Source organism: Actinomycetes bacterium, from assembly GCA_036000965.1.
GTDB lineage: Bacteria > Actinomycetota > CALGFH01 > CALGFH01 > CALGFH01 > DASYUT01.
The window spans coordinates 1-15,407 of record DASYUT010000311.1 but is presented as its reverse complement, the minus strand read 5'-3'; the positions used below and the strand labels follow the sequence as shown (position 1 = coordinate 15,407).

At 69.1% G+C, this 15,407-nt stretch carries 24 protein-coding genes and 1 tRNA gene; 20 read left to right on the top strand and 5 right to left on the bottom strand.

Going from position 1 to position 15,407, the window contains the following annotated elements:
• From VG276_27885 to VG276_27870, 4 genes are read left to right on the top strand one after another with little or no spacing between them, the layout of a single operon-like run.
• Complete coding sequence (locus VG276_27885; GenBank protein HEV8653109.1) at nucleotides 1–402, top strand: hypothetical protein; 402 nt, start codon at nucleotides 1–3, stop codon at nucleotides 400–402.
• Nucleotides 403–885: a hypothetical protein gene (locus VG276_27880; GenBank protein HEV8653108.1), complete on the top strand. Its 483-nt coding sequence runs from the start codon at nucleotides 403–405 to the stop codon at nucleotides 883–885. It abuts the gene before it with no gap.
• A 5-nt stretch (nucleotides 886–890) separates the two neighbouring features.
• Nucleotides 891–1,358, top strand: a complete 468-nt coding sequence (locus tag VG276_27875) for a hypothetical protein (protein HEV8653107.1) — start codon at nucleotides 891–893, stop codon at nucleotides 1,356–1,358.
• Nucleotides 1,359–1,363: 5 nt separating this feature from the next.
• Nucleotides 1,364–1,783, top strand: coding sequence for a hypothetical protein (locus VG276_27870; protein ID HEV8653106.1), 420 nt, complete (start codon nucleotides 1,364–1,366; stop codon nucleotides 1,781–1,783).
• 26 nt (nucleotides 1,784–1,809) lie between these two features.
• Here the strand turns inward: VG276_27870 and VG276_27865 are convergent, their stop codons facing one another.
• Nucleotides 1,810–1,989 (bottom strand): hypothetical protein, encoded by a 180-nt coding sequence (locus tag VG276_27865; protein HEV8653105.1) that lies wholly within the window; start codon nucleotides 1,987–1,989, stop codon nucleotides 1,810–1,812.
• 84 nt (nucleotides 1,990–2,073) lie between these two features.
• Here VG276_27865 and VG276_27860 point away from each other — a divergent pair, with 84 nt between their 5' ends.
• The 16 genes from VG276_27860 (at nucleotide 2,074) to VG276_27785 (ending at nucleotide 13,419) form a co-directional block, all read left to right on the top strand.
• Entirely contained in the window at nucleotides 2,074–5,055 is a 2,982-nt protein-coding gene (locus VG276_27860; protein ID HEV8653104.1) for a hypothetical protein, read from the top strand.
• Nucleotides 5,055–5,945, top strand: coding sequence for a hypothetical protein (locus VG276_27855; protein ID HEV8653103.1), 891 nt, complete (start codon nucleotides 5,055–5,057; stop codon nucleotides 5,943–5,945). Before VG276_27860 ends, VG276_27855 begins: the two co-directional genes overlap by 1 nt.
• Before the next feature lie 3 nt (nucleotides 5,946–5,948).
• On the top strand, nucleotides 5,949–8,216 hold the full coding sequence (locus VG276_27850; protein HEV8653102.1) for a hypothetical protein: 2,268 nt from the start codon (nucleotides 5,949–5,951) through the stop codon (nucleotides 8,214–8,216).
• Nucleotides 8,216–8,608: a hypothetical protein gene (locus tag VG276_27845; GenBank protein HEV8653101.1), complete on the top strand. Its 393-nt coding sequence runs from the start codon at nucleotides 8,216–8,218 to the stop codon at nucleotides 8,606–8,608. The genes VG276_27850 and VG276_27845 overlap by 1 nt, the downstream gene beginning before the upstream one ends.
• Nucleotides 8,609–8,615: 7 nt before the next feature.
• Nucleotides 8,616–8,837 carry a hypothetical protein gene (locus VG276_27840; protein HEV8653100.1) on the top strand — a complete coding sequence of 74 codons (222 nt, stop codon included), beginning with the start codon at nucleotides 8,616–8,618 and terminating at the stop codon, nucleotides 8,835–8,837.
• 79 nt (nucleotides 8,838–8,916) lie between these two features.
• Nucleotides 8,917–9,357, top strand: a complete 441-nt coding sequence (locus VG276_27835) for a hypothetical protein (GenBank protein ID HEV8653099.1) — start codon at nucleotides 8,917–8,919, stop codon at nucleotides 9,355–9,357.
• A gap of 6 nt (nucleotides 9,358–9,363) precedes the next feature.
• Complete coding sequence (locus VG276_27830) at nucleotides 9,364–9,699, top strand: hypothetical protein (GenBank protein HEV8653098.1); 336 nt, start codon at nucleotides 9,364–9,366, stop codon at nucleotides 9,697–9,699.
• Entirely contained in the window at nucleotides 9,696–10,124 is a 429-nt protein-coding gene (locus tag VG276_27825) for a hypothetical protein (protein HEV8653097.1), read from the top strand. The genes VG276_27830 and VG276_27825 overlap by 4 nt, the downstream gene beginning before the upstream one ends.
• Before the next feature lie 91 nt (nucleotides 10,125–10,215).
• Nucleotides 10,216–10,377, top strand: a complete 162-nt coding sequence (locus tag VG276_27820) for a hypothetical protein (GenBank protein HEV8653096.1) — start codon at nucleotides 10,216–10,218, stop codon at nucleotides 10,375–10,377.
• On the top strand, nucleotides 10,378–11,244 hold the full coding sequence (locus tag VG276_27815) for an N-acetylmuramoyl-L-alanine amidase (protein ID HEV8653095.1): 867 nt from the start codon (nucleotides 10,378–10,380) through the stop codon (nucleotides 11,242–11,244).
• 88 nt (nucleotides 11,245–11,332) lie between these two features.
• Nucleotides 11,333–11,626, top strand: a complete 294-nt coding sequence (locus VG276_27810) for a hypothetical protein (protein HEV8653094.1) — start codon at nucleotides 11,333–11,335, stop codon at nucleotides 11,624–11,626.
• Nucleotides 11,623–11,973 carry a hypothetical protein gene (locus tag VG276_27805; GenBank protein ID HEV8653093.1) on the top strand — a complete coding sequence of 117 codons (351 nt, stop codon included), beginning with the start codon at nucleotides 11,623–11,625 and terminating at the stop codon, nucleotides 11,971–11,973. The genes VG276_27810 and VG276_27805 overlap by 4 nt, the downstream gene beginning before the upstream one ends.
• A complete protein-coding gene (locus tag VG276_27800) occupies nucleotides 11,970–12,284 on the top strand; it encodes a hypothetical protein (GenBank protein HEV8653092.1) in 315 nt (104 codons plus the stop codon). Before VG276_27805 ends, VG276_27800 begins: the two co-directional genes overlap by 4 nt.
• Nucleotides 12,281–12,556: a hypothetical protein gene (locus tag VG276_27795; protein ID HEV8653091.1), complete on the top strand. Its 276-nt coding sequence runs from the start codon at nucleotides 12,281–12,283 to the stop codon at nucleotides 12,554–12,556. The genes VG276_27800 and VG276_27795 overlap by 4 nt, the downstream gene beginning before the upstream one ends.
• Nucleotides 12,557–12,570: 14 nt before the next feature.
• Nucleotides 12,571–12,960: a hypothetical protein gene (locus tag VG276_27790; GenBank protein ID HEV8653090.1), complete on the top strand. Its 390-nt coding sequence runs from the start codon at nucleotides 12,571–12,573 to the stop codon at nucleotides 12,958–12,960.
• Between the two features lie 384 nt (nucleotides 12,961–13,344).
• A tRNA-Met gene (locus VG276_27785) sits at nucleotides 13,345–13,419 on the top strand.
• Nucleotides 13,420–13,503: 84 nt separating this feature from the next.
• On the opposite strand, the gene VG276_27780 is transcribed toward VG276_27785, so the two are convergent.
• The 4 genes from VG276_27780 to VG276_27765 form a co-directional block, all read right to left on the bottom strand.
• On the bottom strand, nucleotides 13,504–13,701 hold the full coding sequence (locus VG276_27780) for a DUF397 domain-containing protein (GenBank protein ID HEV8653089.1): 198 nt from the start codon (nucleotides 13,699–13,701) through the stop codon (nucleotides 13,504–13,506).
• Between the two features lie 58 nt (nucleotides 13,702–13,759).
• Nucleotides 13,760–14,494: a DUF2637 domain-containing protein gene (locus VG276_27775; GenBank protein HEV8653088.1), complete on the bottom strand. Its 735-nt coding sequence runs from the start codon at nucleotides 14,492–14,494 to the stop codon at nucleotides 13,760–13,762.
• 5 nt (nucleotides 14,495–14,499) lie between these two features.
• Nucleotides 14,500–14,988 carry a hypothetical protein gene (locus tag VG276_27770; protein HEV8653087.1) on the bottom strand — a complete coding sequence of 163 codons (489 nt, stop codon included), beginning with the start codon at nucleotides 14,986–14,988 and terminating at the stop codon, nucleotides 14,500–14,502.
• A gap of 94 nt (nucleotides 14,989–15,082) precedes the next feature.
• On the bottom strand, nucleotides 15,083–15,407 hold a 325-nt coding region (locus VG276_27765), incomplete at its 5' end, for a hydrolase (protein ID HEV8653086.1).

Sequence of the window (15,407 nt, the reverse complement as noted above, 5' to 3'; positions counted from 1 at the left end):
ATGGGCGTCCGCATGCGCCACCCCGACCTCGAGCAGGAGATCGAGGTCGCCCCGTCGGCGGTGCCACATCATCAGCGGGTCGGCTGGGTGGAGATCGAAGGGCAGACCGAGCAGGGCGAGCGGTGGCCTGCGGAGCTGCAACGGTTCGAGGGGCAGCAGCAGATCCGCATGCGCCACCCCGACCTGGAGGGCACCCAGATCACCGTCGCCGCCTCAGCGGCCCCCATGCACCTGGAGCGCGGCTGGTACGTCGTCCCCGACGAAAACGCGCCGCCGGCGGCCCCACGTGAGCCGGAGGCGGGCGCAGACGACCAGCCGCACACTCCGGCACCCCCCGCTCGGGAGAAGCCCTCCAGTCGCCGCCGTGCCAGCAGCAGCAGCCAGTCCAGCAAGGAGGAGTAGATGCCCGCCACTCCAATGACCGCGTCGGCCCGATACTCACCGATCGGGATCACCAAGGTCTACTTCTGCTCGGCGATCGCCAACAAGTCCGCCCCCACCCGCGCGGAGCTCAACGCCGGCACCGAGCTGAGCGGCGAGATCTCCGACATTGGCGGCTGGGAGCCGACCAGCGACTCGATCGACACCCCCGACCTGGCCAACCGGTTCGTCGGCAGCGTGCCCGGCCGGATCAAGGCCGACGAGTCCTCCCTCACCTTCTACCGCTCCTCCAACTCGGTCGACGTGCGCGGCCTGCTCCCCCGCGACACGGTCGGCTTCATCGTGTTCCTCGACGAGGGCGACGTCGCCGCCCGGAAAATGGACGTGTTCCCGGTCACGGTCGCCTCCGCGCCGAAGGACCGCAGCATGGAAGAGGCGGGCCGGATCGTCGTCAACTTCAAGATCTCCAGCACCCCGGCCGAGAACGTCACCATCCCCGCCTAGCTCTGATGGCGACAGTTCGGGTCAACCGCAACCTGGAGGCCGAGCTGACCGGCCACCTCGGGGAGGGTGGGCCGCTGGAGCGGGCGCTTGGCGACTTCGCCGACGAGATCGCCATCGAAGGGCAGTGGATCGCACGCCGCGAGTTCTACCGCACCGGCGCCTACATGGACTCCATCGAGGCCGAGAGCGGCATGAACGAGCATGGTGAGCTGGTTGGCCGGGTGTATGCGACCGATTTCAAGGCGCACTGGGCCGAGTTCGGCACCCAACACATGGCCGCCCGTCACATCCTGGCCCGGGCCGCGCAGCGGGTCGGCTTCCGGGTCCTCGTCGAGGGGACGCTTGGCACGTTCGGCCCGCCGACGCTGCTTGCGGTCAAGGCGATCGGTAGGCGGCGCCGCCGGCAGATCGGCGGCCGCCGGCAACGCGCGATCAGCGGGTCAACCGGGCGCCGCGCGATCACAGGAAGGTAGAAGCGATGGCCACGCTGGATCTCAACGCACGACGGGCCGCCCGCAGCGAAGCCGAGAACACCCCACATGAGCTGACGCTCGGCCACGACAAGGACGGCAACCCGCTGGTGTTCAAACTCAAGCCGCGGATGCCGGTCGAGTACATGGATCTGCTCCAGGCGGACCGGGGCGGCGCGGCGTTGCAGCTGCTGCTGGTCGACCCGGACCAGTGGGAGTTGCTCCGCGGGGCAGAACCCGACGTCGGCGAGCTGGAGGCGATCACCCGGCTGTACACGATGAGCTCGGGGGAATCCGCTGGCTCGCCGAGGTTCTCGACCAACGGTGGGCCGAACTCGAATGCGCCTTCCAGGCCTACTACCGACTCGATCTTGCCGGTGTCTGCTGGGGAGCGGGCGCTGTTGGCGTCCGACGGATCTTCACCCTGATCCGTGGTCTGCCGCTGGACCTTGAGTTAGCGGGCTACCAGCAGCGCCACCCAGATCGCCGCGGCCACCCCCAGCACGATCGGTATGGCCATCAGTATCAGCGCGCACCCTGACCCGCGCACAGCCCACGTCGCCGACCGTTCCGCCTTGTGTGCCTGTCGTTCCACCTCGGCCAGGTGCTCGTCGCGGCTCTTGCCGTCTGCCATCTGATCCCCCTTCCCTCGTCCGCAGTATGACCCGTCCGCGTCGGCTGTGACGCTGGGGTCATTCGACCATGATCGGGAGTCCCTTTGGCTGTTAGCGCCGGCGACGCCTACCTGGACATTCACCCGCAGCTGGCGACCGGCTTCGGGCCGAAGCTGGCCCAGCAGGTCCAGCGTCCGGCCACCCACGCCGGCGAGCAGGCCGGCCACCATTTCGGCCGGACGTTCGTGTCCGGGTTGAAGACCGCCGGCATCGCCATCGGCGCTGGCGTCGCCACGATCGGTGTGCTCGCCGGCCGCGGGATCCTCAAGTCGACTGCGGCCGCCTCGGACCTGAACGAGACTGTGTCGAAGACCAACGTGATCTTCGGCAAGAGCAGCCCGGTGATCCAGCGGTGGGCGCGTGGCACGACCACCTCGATGGGGCTGACCCGCAACCAGGCGCTGACCAACGCGGCCGCGTTCGGGGACATGTTCCGCCAGCTCGGCATCGGCCTGCCGACCACCACCAAGATGTCGCAGAAGCTGGTCGGGCTGGCCAGCGACCTCGCGTCGTTCTCGAACGCGGACATCACCCAGGTCCTCGACGCCCAGCAAAGCGCATTCCGCGGCGAATACGACGCTTTGCAGCGGTTCATTCCGAACATCAACGCGGCGCGGGTGGAGCAGGAGGCGCTGCGGGAGACGCATAAGAAGAGTGCGAAGGACCTGACCGCCGCCGAAAAAGCGCAGGCCACGTACTCGATCATGCTCCGCGACACGACCCGAGCCCAAGGCGACTTCTCGAGGACGAGCCAGGGACAGGCCAACCAGCAGCGCATCCTCACCGCGCAGTGGGGCGGCCTGAAAACCGTCATCGGCCAAGGATTCCTCCCCGCACAATTGGCCGTGACCAGGGCGCTGACGAGCAAGCTCATGCCCGCCCTGACCGCCCTGGCCGGCAACCTCGCACCCCGAGTCGGCGGGGGGGTCACCCGCATCGCCCGCTCGTTCGCCGACGCGATCCCCACCTCGAAAGAGCTGGGCCTGGGCCTCAAGGCGCTCGACGCGGCATTCTCCGGCGAGGGGATCACCACCGGCTCTGACTCGTTCGTCGGCAAGATGGAGCGGCTCGGCGTGTTCGGCCGCAAGGTGGTCGACTGGGCTGTCGACTTCCGAATCCACCTGAGCGGCCTGGGCAAGGAGGCCAGCAAGGCAGGGCCGGCGCTGGCAGCGCTCGGCGGCGGCGGCGGGGTGTTCACCAGCTCGCTGGCCATCCTCGCGCCGATCCTGGACGTGGTCGCCCGCAACATCCACAACCTGATCCCATGGCTGCCCGCCATCCTCGCCGGGTTCCTAGCCATGAAAGCGGTCCGCGAGGTGACCGCCCCCATCCGGGATCTGGGGCAAGTGGTCGCCAACATCTCGTCCCCGCTGACCGCCGTGGCGATGCTGGCCAACGCCCGCGGCAGCCGCGCGCTCGCCCTGGCGATGAAAGAGCAGGCGGTCGCCAGCCGTGGCGTGGCGGTCGCGCAGACCGAAAGCAACGTGGCACAGAACGCTGGTGTGCTCGCCTCGGTCCGCGCCCGTGTGGCGGCCATCGCGCAGGGCCTGGCACAGAAGGCGGTCGCGGCAGCCACCAAGGTGTGGGCCGGGGCGCAGTGGCTCCTCAACGCCGCCATGAGCGCCAATCCGCTGGTGCTTGTGGGCCTGCTGATCGCGGGTCTGGTGGCAGGCATCGTCATCGCCTACCAAAAATCGGAAACATTCCGCAAAGTCGTGCAAAGCGTGTGGAGCGGGATCAAGCAGGCGGTCGGTACGGCGGTGAACTTCATCATCGGGCTGCTGCGAGGCTGGCTGGACGTGCAGTTCAACGTCGTCGCCGGGATCCTGCGGGTCATGGGCAAGCTCCCCGGACCGATGGGCGCGCCGTTCCGCAAGGCAGAGGAGGCCGTCCGCTCCGCGAAGAAGACGGTCGACGAGCAGCTCGGCAAGATCCAGGAGCGGGTCAACCGGCTCACCGGCAAAGACATCCCGGTCACCGCCAGCTTGAAGTTGAATTTCTCCCCGACCTACACCCAGCAGGACTGGGTCGCCGACCGTGCCCGCGCCGGCAGGATGGCCGGCGGTGGCAGGCTCCGCGGCCGCGGCGGACCCCGCGCCGACCGGATCCCGCTGTGGGGCAGCAACGGCGAGTTCATGGTCAACGCCAAAGCCACCAACCGCTGGCTGCCAATGCTGCAATGGATCAACGCGCAAGGGCTCGCCGGCGGCGGACCGATCGGCCGGATCGACACCCAGGGCCGCACGGTCAACAAGATCGAAGCGTTCGGGACCGGGGTGCGCCAGCATGCCGCCCTCGCCGCGTTCCTCAAAGCGTTCGGCGGCGGCGCGATCAAGGCGTTCATCCGCAGGACCGACAGCCACCCCTACATTTGGGGTGGGGTCGGCCCCGGCGGGTGGGACTGCTCCGGCATCACCGGCAGCGTGTACGCGCTGATGCGGCACCTCAACCCCTACCGCCGCTACTTCACCACCGCCTCCAACTTCCTCGGCCTCGGCTTCCGACCGGGCGCTGGCGGGTCCTACACGATCGGGGTGAACCGGGCCGGCGGCCACATGGCCGGCAACTACCGCGGCCTAGCGTTCGAGGCCGCCAACACCCGCGCCGGCATCCGGGTCGGCAGTGCCGCCCGCAGCGTCTCGTCGTTCCCAGCGCAATACCACATGGCCCGGGGCGGCCTGATCGGCGGGCTGGCCGACTGGCTGGGCCAGCAGCGTGGCCTCGCCGTCGGCGGGGATCCGGCCAAGCTCCGCATCGAAAGCCTCGACCAGGGCGGGATGCTCCTCCCCGGCCACCTCGGCTACAACGGCACCAGCCGCGCCGAACCAGTCGGCATCGACTACGACGCGCTCGCCGCGGCGATGCGGCGGGCCGGTGTCGGCCAGGTCGGCATCAACATGCGCGAGCTCGCCGACGTGATCGTGAACGCGATGCGGCGGGCCGGTGTCGGCCAGGTCGTCATGGACGGCGCCCGGGTCGACCGGGTCCTGGCCACCGCAGCGACCCGCAACGCAAGGCTTCACTGATGGCGGGCCAATTCTGGCTTGGCCCGCCTGGCGCGCTCGTGCAGATCCGCGCGCCGTCCGCGTTGGACCCGACCCTGATCCGCAAGGGCGGCGCCCACGAGCTCCTCGCCGGCGGCAGCGTCCGCGACACGCTCGGGTATCGGCGGCGGTTCCAGTTTGAGTGGCAGAACCTGCTGACCACCGACGAACTCGCCCAGCTCGAGAACCTCTACCTGCTCGGCGGGCCACTTGTCTTCGTCGACCCCAGCCGGCGGAATCTGCTGACCGCCAACCAGTCGACCGGCACCGACGCGCTCGACACGACCGAGGGGTTCTCCGCGCCGTTCCAGGGGACCGTCACCTCCGACACGACCCAGTTCAAGAGCGGCAGCCGGTCGTTGAAGTGGGACACGGTCACGTCGCTGACGGTGACCAACCGTGGGGTGTATCTGCCGACCACGGCCGGGTCGACACCGGATGCGACCTGGGCGGCGATCCTCCCCTCGACCGTCTACACGTTCTCGTCGTATGTCCGCGCGAACGCGGCGATCACCATGTACGCCGCGATTGACTGGCGGACCGCTGCCGGCGCGGCAACCGGGTCGACGGACTTCGGGAGTGCGGTGGCGGTGTCGACGACGGACTGGTCGACCCGGCTCACCTGCGCGAACAAAACCTCCCCCGCGACGGCCGCCTACGCGGTCCCCTCGGTGCTGGACTCGACCGCCCCTGGAGCGATCCGCCTGGTATTCCACGACGAGCTCCAGCTCGAGCAGACCGCCGCAGCGTCGGCATGGGCGATCGGGACAGGCACCCCCCGGGTGTACTTCGACAGCTTCAGCTCCACGTTGGAGCGGGCGTGGGACGCCGACCCCCGCTGGAACGCAACTGCTGTCCTGGTGGAGGTCTAGCGTATGCAGTCCGCTTCCGGTGCGCTCGCCACCGCGATCCTCGGGCAGGAACGCCGTCCCGTCTGGCGGCTCCGGGTCGACTGGAACCGGTCGGGGAGCTACACCGACCTGGCTGTCAAGGACCTGTCCGCCGACGTGGTCGACTGCACCATCACCCGGGAGCTCTCCACCGACCTCCCCGACGCGGCGAAGCTGTTCGCCGGCAGCGCCGCAGCCAGCGCCACCATCACGCTCGCGCACGGTGATCTGGCCGACCCGTCCAAACACACCGCCTGGTACTACTCACCCGCCAACGCCGCCAGCCCGCTGGCGGCCTATAAGCGGCGTGGCGCCCCCGCGACCCTGGAGGTCGGCTTCGTCGGCTCGAGCGGCCCCGAATACCTCCCCGCGCTGGTCGGGTCAGTCCGCACCCTCGAGGTTTCCTCCGGCGGCAGGACCGCAACATTGCAGCTGGTCGACCGGGCTGAGACGATGCGGCAGCAGGTCACCCTGCCGATGATCGTCGCCGATGGGGAGACCGCTGCGGGTCTGAAAGTCCGGCCGGGACTGCGGACCACGTTCCTGGCCGACTGGATCTTCCGGCAAAGCGGCTACTACTCGTCCCCACCTGCCCGGTCGGGCTGCCGGTTCCTGGCCACCATGCACGGGTCCGCCTGGCCGGAGATCGGCATCGCCTCGCAGCTGTACGGCGTCAACGGCCTCCAGGTCCCCTTCTCGGTCACCCCCGAGTTCCCAAGCTACGACGCCAAGTTCGTCCAGGCGACGATCACCAGCGCGCTGAGCGACCCGAGCCTGCGGTACCTGCTCGGTTCGGGGACCACCATGTCGGCCAACAACGGCGCCGAGCTGCTGTTCGAGGGCTGGTTCAAGCTGCGGAGCACCGCCCAGGACCAGCCGCTGTTCTGGGTGTTCCGTGGCGGGTCGGGCGCGACGTACGCCTCGCTGTACTGGCAGACCGGCAACAACCGGCTGGTGTTCACCACCAACCGCGGGCTCGGCAACGGGGCGGTCATCGGCCCGACGGTCACCCCCGGGACCTCCAGCTGGCATTACATCGCCGTGCAAGCGTCGTTCACCTCCACCGGTGTCGACGTCACCTTCCGCTACGACGGGACCACCACCGGGCCGACGACCATAGCGACCTCATCGGTGACCGGGGCGGAGAGCTGGGACACCATCACCCTCGACCAGGGGATCATCACCGGGTTCGCGACCGGCGGGAACAATCTGTTCGCCGAGGCGGTCCAGCTCACCACCGAGTCGACCATCTCTACATGGAATGATGGGTTCGTCCCAACCGTCGACCTGCATGTCTCCGCAGCGATCGACTCGAAGATCCTGGCGGTCCCCCCCGCCACTGAGGAAGCCTGGTCGCTGCTCCAAACCATCGCTGGTGCGGAGTTCGCCACCACCGGGTTCGACGAGACCGGCCGGCCGTTCTGGTGGCCGCGGGACCGGTGGACGACCCCGCCGTACACCACCAGCCAACGCACCCTGTCATCCACCACCGCGCTCGAGGAGCTTGCAACCGTCGAAGCGGTCGACCAGGTCCGCAACAAGATCGTCATCCGTGCGAGCCAACCGCAGATCCAACCGTCGGGGATCGTGTGGCGGTCCGTGATGGCCCATCCGATCCCGACCAGCGGCCGGACCCTGTATGCACAATTCGACAATCCGGTCGCCAACCTCGACACCTCGGTCGCGCATCAGCTCGCCGGCGGGTCGAGCCGCTATCTGGCGTCCACCGCCCGCGATGGGGTCGGCGGGCAGATCTCCAACCTCGGGTTCACGGTCACTCCGTTTGCGACCAGCGCCCTGATGGCGGTCACTAATCCCAACGGCAGCCAGGTCTACCTGGTCGCCGACGACAACGACGGTGGCACCACCGGCGCGCCCTATCTCATCCTGGAGGGACAGTTCGTCCTGTTCGACCAGTCAGCAGACAACACCCGCCTGCGGGTCGAGGTGTCCGACGCAACCTCGATCAGCGACTACGGTGAGCAGCTGTTCGAGGTCCCCGACAATCCGTTCCGTCAGGACCCCGACCAGATCAACGGGATCGCCGCGGACCTGCTCACCGCGACGAAACAGCCGGGCCCTGCCTACAGCAACGTCACCATCGTCGCCGACCCGCGGCTCCAGCTGGCCGACAGGGTCACCGTGCAGGACCCTGGCGGGCTGGAAGTCGCCGCCGACGCGCACCTGTCACGTATCGAACTCACCCTCAATGAGAATGGGATGCGGCAGACCGTGAACTTGAGGAGTGCCTGATGCCGGAGACGGCCAAACTGTCGGACCTGCCGGTCGGCTCGACGCTGCTGCTGCCCTGCCGGCTCACCGCCCGCGGGACGGGTGGAGTCACCCTAGACGTGCTCGCCCCCGGCGGGGGTGGCGCGACCGTGACAGGGCAGGTCCAGATCGCCCGCCCGTCGGGGACGGTCACCGGCGCGTGGACCAGCGACCCGGCCGACCAGCCGGTGCGGGTGGTCGCCTATGCGCTACAGGTCGGCAATGTGGTCCGCAACCGGGAGACCGGTGAGGTGCTGGTTGTGCAGGCCGTCGGACTCGGCCCGACGGCGGATCGCTGGTCGAGCGCGACGTCGGGGTCACCGTCGTATTCGGCGGACGGGTGGATGGTCATCGGGTCCGCGACGATCCCATGACCCGTCGATGAAGGGCGTCAGCGTGATGACGACCAACCGGCTCGACCGCAACGGCCTGCTCATCAGGGACGGCCTCATCCCGGGTCAGCCTCGGGGCTGGTTGCAGTTCCGCACATGTCGGCGTTGCGAGTGGTTCGGCCACGCCCCGATCCATGTGCGGCTGCTGCAACTGACCCGCTGTAAGCGATGCGGGCTCGCCTTGGCCGTCGACGAACAGGATCCCGTATGAGCCCGCTCGGCCTGCTGCTCCTGTGGGGCCTGCTGTGGATCGGGATCGCGGAGTGCATGGATGAGCGGATGGGCCGCCGATGATCCGCGACTCGCTCCTCACCCTCGACCATCGGGTGGCGCTGCTGGCCGAGTGGATGCGGCGACGGGTCGGGTACCGTGGGGCCGCGCTCGGAGCGTTCGCCACCTTCGACCTCGTCTGGGCATGGTCGCTGATCGACCCGACCGCCGCCCGACCCCTCAAACAGGCCCCCACCTACCATGTCGTCCTCGCGTTGGCACCACTCTGGGTATGGGCGCTGGGGATGGCCGCCATCGGGGTCCTGTTAGGGGTACAGGCGTGGATGGATGATGACCGGCTCGCCTACGCCGCCGCGATCGGGATCAAACTGATCTGGGCGACCGCGACGGTGGCGACATGGCCGGTCGCACACTGGCAGATCCTACGTCCCACCGTGATCTTCCTCACCCTCGCCACCCTCGTCAGCGTGTGCGCGGCGGGCCTGCCGGTCAGAGAGTAGGCGAACGTGCCAGCGTGGCTGCCAGGGATCCTCGTCGCGCTGGTCGGCATCATCCCCGCCTTCCTGGTCTTCCAGCAGGCCGACAGGGCTCGGAAGGACACCGCCAGCAAAGCCACCCGCGACGACGTCCGCGACGCGTTCGACACCGCCCGGAAACTCTACGAGGGCGGGATCGCGGAGGCCGAGCGGCGGATCGAGAACTGCAACCGGCGGGTCACCGCGCTCGAGGGCGACCTCGAAGCCGCCCGGATCCGGGAGCGGAGCCTGCGCCGGTGGGTCGGCCAGCTCGAGGCCGCCCTCCGCGACGCTGGCGTCGCGACCCCCAACGGGGAACCGCTATGAAAGCAGCGCTCGGCATCGTCGCTGTGGTCGTGTTCGTGGTGGCCGTGGTCGTCTCGGCGAACACCTTCGAGCCGACCCTGCCGACGACGACCACGCTGCCGCCCATCACGACCGAGCCGGTGCCGTCGTCCGGTCGGGCGCCGCCGACGACCACGTCTCTGCCTTCGTCGACGGCCCCGGCCGGACCACCCGGGCCGCCAGTGCCGGGCCCGCCCGGCGCGCAGGGGCCGCCAGGACCGGCCGGAGCGTCAGGCATTGTCATCGTCGCCCTGCCACCGCCACCCACGACCGGGCCCGTGGCCACCACCCAGCCGGCGACCACGACCACGGTCGGGGCGACCACGACCACGACAACGAGACGATGCCGGGTGCCGCAGAGCACGGTGAACCCGGCGACGACACAGCGGCCCTGTCTGCCGCACTGACGTAGGAGCCCGCTTCCCGGCGGGTTAGGCCGGCCCGGTTCCCATCGCCGGGCCGGCCGTCATTTGGGAGATGGGAGGATGGAGGAGAGCTATGCCACGCCAACCTGATCTGCAAAGCCCCGCCGCGCAGCTCCCACCCCCGCAGGGTGACTGCATCGCCGACACCCCCGCGTTCCTGCTCGAGCAGGCGGCCGCCTACCACGGCAACGCCGAGCCGGAGCCGATCCCGGTCGACCCGGAGGAGCTGACCTGAATGGCCCTCCTCGACTTCGCCGGCAGCCCACACGGCGGTGACCACTGGCTCCTCCCCGAGTGGAACACCCAAGGCAAGATCACCCCGACCGCGATCATCGACCACTCCCAGGTCGGCTCCACCCTCGGCACCTACTGGTTCTTCCACGACTCCACAGGGGTCGAATCGCACTTCTCGGTCCGCGGGATCCGGTCCGGCGCCCAGGACGGCCAGATCATCCAGTTCATGGACACCGCCCGTCGCGCCGACGCGAACCTGGCCGCCAACGACGAGGCCATCTCGATCGAAACCGAGGATGGGGAGCTGGTCAACGGCACCTGGGTGCACGACCCGAACGTCCAGCCGTGGACCCGCGCGCAACTGGAAAGCCTCCGCTGGCTCCACGACAAGCTCGTCGAAGTGCACCCGACCATCCCACGGCGCACGGCCACCACCCCGTGGGACTCGCCGCGGGGACTGGGCTACCACAGCCTGCCGGGGATCAACACGTTCGCCCACCCGGACATCAACCCGTGGACGCCGGCGCTTGGCAAGACGTGTCCCGGGTCGGTTCGGATCAGCCAGTGGGGCTTGATCTTGCTGCCCGCGTTCCTGCACCCAGAGGAGGAGATCGACTTGACCAAGCAGGAGTTCAAGGAAGCGTGGAACGAGCTGACCGCGCAGGGAATCATCTACGGTCAGGACAACTGGGCGGACGCCTTTCGGGTGTATGCCGACAAGGGGGACAAGCTCATCGCGGCAGTGAAGGACACCAACCTCAAGCTGCAGGCGACGCTGGACGCGCAGGCGGCCACCAACGCCAAGCTCGACCAGCTCATCTGGCTGCTCACCCCGGCGGCCCCGGCGGCCCCGCCGCCAACACCATGACCTCGCCTGGCGTCGACCGGTTGGCGGAGCGGCTGGCCCCTAGGATCGAGCGGCGCCTGCTCGAGCTTGCCCGGCGTCGGGGCGGGCGGTGACCACCACCTACGACCTCGGCAGCGGCCACCAAGCCCGTCTCTACCGCACGACGACCGCCGAGTGGCCGATCGGCGCGGTCGACCTGCACCAGGCGCCGGACGGGTCGCCGTGCGGATGCAGCCTGCCGTTTGCCGATAGCCCCGTGGCGTGGCGCACCCAGGCGGACGGGTCGGTGCATCCCGGCTGGCAGGTCATCTCCCACGACCCCCTCACCCTGGCACCGTCGGTCGTGTGCCCGCGCTGTGGCGCGCACGGCTTCATCATCGACGGAAGGTGGCGATCAGCATGACCCAGGCGCATCCGCCCGGGGTCGATGTGACGACGCGGCTCACCTACGGGGATGTGCGCTGCCAGTGCGTCCGCTGGCACCGCCCGGTCCCGGCTGAGGAGGAGAGCCACCACATCATCCCGGTCGGTGCACCGTTCCACGGCCCCGCCAACGGCGACCAGGTGCTGCTCTGCCCGACCTCCCACAGTGCCGTCCACGCCTGCTTGCGCGTGCATCTCAAGGCCCGCACGCAGGACCGGAAACCGACCAAGGCCGAGCTCCGGCCCTACACCCGCTACGTCCGGAAGCTGGCCCAGGTCGCCATGGACGCGCTCGGCCCGCAGGCCGACATCCCGCTGGACCCGTGAGCGCCCCGCTCGACCTCGGCCACGACCACACGCTCCGCTACACGAGCTGGGCGCCGGACCGGGAGCTCAACCCGCAGTATGCCGACCTCCCCGACGTGGAGCGGATCGGCGCGATCATCGCCCACCGCCGCCCGGACGGTTCGCTGTGCGAGGGCGCGATCTTCTTCGACGGCGACACTGCGCGGCGGGTGCTGCCAGACAAGCCGCGGTGGACGGTCGAGTCATGGGAACCGCTCACCCTGAGTCCGTCGCTGCTGTGCCACTGCGGCGACCACGGGTTCATCCGGGAGGACCGATGGGTGCCAGCGTGACATATCCCGAGGGCGAGCCCGGCGTGGTCGACCTCGGCGAGCGGCACTTCGCAATGGCCCTCATCACCAACGACGCGGTCGTCGGCTATCTGTGGTGGCATGACTGCACGACGGAACCCAAGGGCTGGTCGTGGCTCGGGCAGTGGGGCGACCGTCGCTCAGGCCACCAGATCGTGGACACAGACCCGGTCCACATCGAGCCATCCATCCTGTGCCCGCAAGGCTGCGGCGACCATGGCTTCGTCCGCGAGGGCCGCTGGGTCCCCGCCTGAGAAGGGAGGGCATCATGGACACCCCGAGCAGACGCCCGGAGCCGCTCCGCGCCCGGGCGCTCATCGTCGCCACGGCCGCCGCCGCCATCCACATCCTGGCCGTCAAAGGCTGGATTCCCGCCCTGAGCGATAACAGCGAGCAGGCGGCCGCGGCCGGCGTGGTCGACGTGGTCGGCGCGCTGGCCACCTGGTGGCTTGCCCGCTCGCACGTCACCCCGACGTCGGATCCGCGCTCCAGCGACGGCAAGCGGCTGGTGGTGGCCGGCTCGGAGAGCCCGCCGGCGGCGAGTCGAATCGCCGAGCAGCAGCCACCGCGACCCAAGCGTGGGGGCTACTCGTCCGGTGCGACGCGGGCCAGCGACCTGCCACCGCCCCCACCTGACCCAGGCAAGCCCAGCCCCTGACGGTAGAATCCGACCGCCACGGCTAGGCCATGGCTGGAGCCCCGGTGTCCGGGCGCACAGCGCCCCTGCCCTTCACGGGTGGAGGCGCTGCTGCTGTTAGAATCCTCGGCAGAATCGCCAAAGAGGGGGGCCACCATACCGCCGGGTCCTACCCGGGCTGGTGGTGGCCACGCTGAGAGAACGGTCGTTCAGGCGAGCTGCCCGCCGATCCTGACTCGCCGGGGATGGTGGGCCTGCCCGGCACCAGTGGGTGCCCGGTCGACAAGCTACGAGTGGCGAGGGGCGGCCGATCGAGCAGTCTCAGCACCCCGCCCACGAGAAAGACAACGAGCGCCCCACCTTTTCGGGTGGGGCGCTCGTTGGCGTTCGGGCTAGAATCTGGTCCGGCCCGTAGGGCAGGCTGGCCAGCCCGCTGGGTTCATAACCCAGAGGTCGAGGGTTCAAATCCCTCCGGGCCCACGACAACCAAATAGAGGAAGCGCCCCGGTCCCCACCGGGGCGCTTCTCACGTTGCCTACTCGGCGGGCCGGTTGGGCTGCTCGCTCATGGTGTGCCTTCGGGGAGGTCGAACTCGCTGGCTTTCACCCCTGCCACGAACGAGGCCCACTCCGCCGTGGTGAAGGCCAGGCGGGGCCCGCAGGGGTCTTTCGAGTCGCGCATGAGGACCACTGGCGGTTCGATGGCGACCTCCACGCAGCCGTTGCTGGCACTCCGCGAACTCTTCCGCCACTTCTCGGTCATGACCGGCCCTCGGTCGGGCTGATTCACCGGGTGCCTCTCCCCCATCGCTCTCCCCCATCTACCTGCGGTGGTTCCCGTTGGTCGAGATCCCCCGTTCGGACTTCACCTCGGCGAGGGCTTTGGACGCCCATGAACGGTCCATGGTGATGCCCTCTGCCTTCAATTCTTTCATGACGCTCGAGTCGGTCGTCCTGGCGAGTGCCGTGTCCGACTTGAGACGGAGTTTCGCACGCGCAAACTCCGCAACCGACAGGTGTCCTGTTTGGCCGGCTTGCGGAGACGTCGGCCTGCGGATCTGCGCGGCCAACCGCCCCGGCACCTCACGAACCGGCGGAATCTCACCCGGGTCGAAGCCCATCAGGTGCGAGGTCCACCGGCAGATCGCCACAAGCACGTTGAACGCGAGAATCATCAGCACCGGGGGAAGCGCCGCGATCAGCATTCCCACCTTGTCACTGCCGGCATGCAGGATGTTGATCCAGATGCTACCAACCGCACAGATCGTCATGATCGTCAGCGGCCCGAACGGGTAGCGGCTGATCTTGCGCGGATCCGGCGCCAATGGCCGCAACGCCACCGCGACGATCGCGGCGAATTCGGCGATCAGAAACCCGGCGTCCAGGATGAGCGGATAGACCTTGGCGGCCTTGGCGGAATAGTGCCCGTGCGCGAGCACAAGATGGTAGGCGGCGTCGTAGCTCAATGCGACCGCCACGGCCGCAAGGCCGGCGGTGAGCACGGCCGCGCTGATGATGCCGACCTTGGCCAGCGGCGGGAAGTCGATCCACTGCATTCTGGCTACCTCCTTCTGGTCGTGGTGGTGGGCGGGCTGGTGGTGGGGGAGTGCTGCTTGACCCAGGCGTTGGCCTGGTCGCGCAGATGGGTGAGCCAGGTCTGGATGGGACGGGTGAGGTCGGCAAGGTCGAGTGCCTGTGCCGGCGCGGGCGCGGCGGCGGCCGGCTTCGGTTTGGCGTCGGCCGGCTGTTGGGGGTGCGGCTGCGCGACGGTCAGCGTCACCACCGTGGCGATAATGACCACCAAGGCATATTCGGAGAGGGCGCGCAGGAGCGCACGCAACCCGCCGTTGGCGTGGTAGCTGCCGAGGATCGTCACGACCAGCCAGCCCAGCCCGATCACCAGCCAGCCGCCAAGCGTGCGGGTCAGCCCGATCGCCCCGCCGGCGGCGGCCAGGGCCAACACGAGGATGGCGTGGCGGAGCAGCCGCCGATGGCTGGCCTTTTCGGGGAACAGGGGAGTGGTGTTGATCTGGGATTGGCGGGTGGCCATCAGGACCTCCAACGGGGGAGCAGAACCCGCAGTGCCTGGCCGATGGCGAGGCCGATGGCGACAGCTGCGGCGAGATCGAGCGGGCTGAACCGGGTCACGGGTGCCTCCTCTGGTAGGAGCGGGCAAAGCCCAGGACCTGGCGGACGTACCACCAGGCGTGGTTGTAGGCGTAGATCGCTTGGCTGATGTTGCGTGGGGCGCCGTTGGCGCACAGCAGCCGCGCCGCCGCAGGGATCGCGTCGGCGGGGTCGTACACGTTGCCGCCCCGGCCGTAGGCATCCCACGTCGAGGGCGGACCGTTGCGGATGTTGAACTGCATCGGCCCCGAGCAGCAGCCGAACCGGTTGACCCCGGAGACGACGCCCGGAGCACGCGAGCGCCCATGGTTGGTTTCGACCTTCCCGATGCCGGCCAGCACC

What these genes read in the sequence shown, in the direction of transcription:
- VG276_27885 (HEV8653109.1), top strand. Translation starts at nt 1, where the DNA reads ATGGGCGTCCGCATGCGCCACCCCGACCTCGAGCAGGAGATCGAGGTC.
- VG276_27880 (HEV8653108.1), top strand. Translation starts at nt 403, where the DNA reads ATGCCCGCCACTCCAATGACCGCGTCGGCCCGATACTCACCGATCGGG.
- VG276_27875 (HEV8653107.1), top strand. Translation starts at nt 891, where the DNA reads ATGGCGACAGTTCGGGTCAACCGCAACCTGGAGGCCGAGCTGACCGGC.
- VG276_27870 (HEV8653106.1), top strand. Translation starts at nt 1,364, where the DNA reads ATGGCCACGCTGGATCTCAACGCACGACGGGCCGCCCGCAGCGAAGCC.
- VG276_27865 (HEV8653105.1), bottom strand. Translation starts at nt 1,989, where the DNA reads ATGGCAGACGGCAAGAGCCGCGACGAGCACCTGGCCGAGGTGGAACGA.
- VG276_27855 (HEV8653103.1), top strand. Translation starts at nt 5,055, where the DNA reads ATGGCGGGCCAATTCTGGCTTGGCCCGCCTGGCGCGCTCGTGCAGATC.
- VG276_27850 (HEV8653102.1), top strand. Translation starts at nt 5,949, where the DNA reads ATGCAGTCCGCTTCCGGTGCGCTCGCCACCGCGATCCTCGGGCAGGAA.
- VG276_27845 (HEV8653101.1), top strand. Translation starts at nt 8,216, where the DNA reads ATGCCGGAGACGGCCAAACTGTCGGACCTGCCGGTCGGCTCGACGCTG.
- VG276_27840 (HEV8653100.1), top strand. Translation starts at nt 8,616, where the DNA reads ATGAAGGGCGTCAGCGTGATGACGACCAACCGGCTCGACCGCAACGGC.
- VG276_27835 (HEV8653099.1), top strand. Translation starts at nt 8,917, where the DNA reads ATGATCCGCGACTCGCTCCTCACCCTCGACCATCGGGTGGCGCTGCTG.
- VG276_27825 (HEV8653097.1), top strand. Translation starts at nt 9,696, where the DNA reads ATGAAAGCAGCGCTCGGCATCGTCGCTGTGGTCGTGTTCGTGGTGGCC.
- VG276_27820 (HEV8653096.1), top strand. Translation starts at nt 10,216, where the DNA reads ATGCCACGCCAACCTGATCTGCAAAGCCCCGCCGCGCAGCTCCCACCC.
- VG276_27815 (HEV8653095.1), top strand. Translation starts at nt 10,378, where the DNA reads ATGGCCCTCCTCGACTTCGCCGGCAGCCCACACGGCGGTGACCACTGG.
- VG276_27805 (HEV8653093.1), top strand. Translation starts at nt 11,623, where the DNA reads ATGACCCAGGCGCATCCGCCCGGGGTCGATGTGACGACGCGGCTCACC.
- VG276_27790 (HEV8653090.1), top strand. Translation starts at nt 12,571, where the DNA reads ATGGACACCCCGAGCAGACGCCCGGAGCCGCTCCGCGCCCGGGCGCTC.
- VG276_27780 (HEV8653089.1), bottom strand. Translation starts at nt 13,701, where the DNA reads ATGACCGAGAAGTGGCGGAAGAGTTCGCGGAGTGCCAGCAACGGCTGC.
- VG276_27775 (HEV8653088.1), bottom strand. Translation starts at nt 14,494, where the DNA reads ATGCAGTGGATCGACTTCCCGCCGCTGGCCAAGGTCGGCATCATCAGC.
- VG276_27770 (HEV8653087.1), bottom strand. Translation starts at nt 14,988, where the DNA reads ATGGCCACCCGCCAATCCCAGATCAACACCACTCCCCTGTTCCCCGAA.